At 36.8% G+C, this 2225-nt stretch carries 2 protein-coding genes; one reads left to right on the top strand and one right to left on the bottom strand.

Annotation, left to right across the window (positions count from 1 at the left end; all coding sequences use genetic code 11):
• A partial coding sequence (locus tag WBM70_RS08445; RefSeq protein WP_424558066.1) for a tryptophan 7-halogenase occupies positions 1-351 on the bottom strand: 351 nt, incomplete at its 3' end.
• 194 nt (positions 352-545) lie between these two features.
• On the opposite strand from WBM70_RS08445, the gene WBM70_RS08450 reads away from it, so the two are divergent.
• Positions 546-2198 carry a Na/Pi cotransporter family protein gene (locus WBM70_RS08450; protein WP_424558067.1) on the top strand — a complete coding sequence of 551 codons (1653 nt, stop codon included), beginning with the start codon at positions 546-548 and terminating at the stop codon, positions 2196-2198.
• Positions 2199-2225 lie beyond the last annotated feature (27 nt).

The raw sequence follows: 2225 nt of genomic DNA on the forward strand, positions 1-2225 counted from the left end.
ATCTATAGTGTAAAGTCCAGCAGCCATAAATACTTGCCCTGGTTGATAAATGTGTATTTTATTAGGAGCAATGAGAGTTATGTTAGCATTTGGTAGAGCGCGGCTAAGTCTGGATAGAGCCATAAAACCACCAGCTCCACCGCCTACTACTACTATCTTCGCCTTCTTGTCACTCTTGGCACCTGCTGCTTCTGCTTCAGCCGCTTCTAATGAAGAAGGTATACCCATAACAGTGGCTGCACCTCCAACACCCATCATTTTGAGTGCTGTTCTTCTACTTATACCCTCATTCTTCTCCCCATGTAAAAGATCTACCAGTGGTTTACTATGCTCAATCTTCTTGTCTCTCATATTTAAAATCCTTTTGATTTGTATACCTAAAGTATAAGATAAAAAGAGTTTATAAATACTGAATAAATTGTATAAAAATGATACAAATATGTTATTCTTTGGGAGACAAAACCCATTCTATATTCTTTAAAATCACGTAGTTTGATTCAATAACTGTATAATGCAGACAATATTATAAATGAAGAGAGAAATATATGACAACACAATTAATACAGGCACTTTCTGGTTTGGGGATGTTCTTGTTTGGTATGTTATATATGGAACTTGCACTGAAAGAAGCTGCAGGTGTTCGCTTTAAAACCTGGATAAAAAACTCAACATCCACTACTATGAAATCTCTTATGAGTGGTGCAGTAGCTACTGCTCTCCTTCAGAGCTCCTCGGTAGTGACACTCATGACACTCTCATTTGTTAGTGCTTCGTTAATTTCCATGCATTCAGGTATTGCCGTTATATTTGGTTCCAATGTTGGTACAACGATCACTTCATGGGTTGTTGCAACCCTCGGTTTTAAGGTCAAAATAGAAGCTTTTGCCCTGCCCCTCATAGGTGCCGGAGGATTGATGCTGATCTTAGGTGACTCTCATAAAAGAATCCGTACTATAGCGAAAGTCTTTGTCGGATTTGGACTTTTGTTTCTTGGTTTGGATATCATGAAAACCGCTATAGAGTCATTGGCTGGAGCAATAGACCTTGCTAAGTTCACAAACTTTCCATTGATCACCTTTGTAGGGATCGGTTTTCTTCTTACTGCATTGATACAATCTAGTTCAGCGGCCACAGCCATTGTTCTTAGTGCCTTGTATGTTCATATACTTAACTTTGAGCAATCAGCAGCTATGGTTATAGGTACAAACATTGGAACAACAGTTACTGCTATTCTTGGAGCCATAGGTGGTATTCCTGATAAAAAACGTGTTGCAATGGCCCATTTTATCTTTAATTTCATTACTGCGACAGCAGCATTTTTACTTTTACCTTTTTTAACACATTTTGTAATGGATGTAGTTGGACTTCATAATGATCCTGTAACTGCACTGGCAATGTTTCATACTTTGTTTAATCTACTGGGTGTAGTACTACTATTACCTTTTATATCACTGATGGCTGAGTATTTGAATCGTCTTTTCATACATAAAGAACCTGTATCCACAAAATACATACATTTGGTCGATCCTGAATTATCGGAAACAGCACTTGTTGCGCTAAAAGATGAAGTTAATAATTTGTTTGTTAAAACGATGAAATATGCACTTTTGATCGCTAACATTAAACCCAACGATGTACTTCTAAAAAAACTTGGAGTGAAGGAAGCAGTAGAGCTTAATCAGGAACAGATAGAATTTGATCATAAAATTGCCTACAATAGCATTAAGGATATTGAGATCAGGATCATGGAATTTGTTAGTATATTGAATCATCAAGATATGCTGCCAGGTGATAGAGAAAGTCTTAAAACTCTCTTGGCGTCGGTAAGAGAAAATGTTTATGCGGCTAAAATTCTTAAAGATATTAAAAATGATATGAACGAATTCTCTGAAAGCAGTAGCGAGATCATTCATGATATTTATGATTCGATTCGAAAAAATCTTGTTTATGCCATATTGATCTATGTCAATTATATGGAAGAAGAGTGGAGTATGGATAAATGCATTGAAAAATTCTCAAAAGCCGAAGAAGAGAATGAGCTAATCATGAAAGAAGCTACTTTGTCTATCAGTAAAAAAGGTATAAACGAGAAGAAGGTTGTTTCTCTGCTCAATACGAACAGAAGTGTATCCATTGCATCGCAGGCACTTTTTGAAGCATCAAAATCAGTGTCACTGCACTTCCCTCTTGAGGATTGATAATATAGCCATTTAGCCCTCTTGTGT

This window comes from Sulfurovum sp. (assembly GCF_049668085.1).
GTDB lineage: Bacteria > Campylobacterota > Campylobacteria > Campylobacterales > Sulfurovaceae > Sulfurovum.

Bases quoted from the DNA above. Each gene is read 5' to 3' on its own strand.
- WBM70_RS08450 (WP_424558067.1), top strand. From the start codon at position 546: ATGACAACACAATTAATACAGGCACTTTCTGGTTTGGGGATGTTCTTG.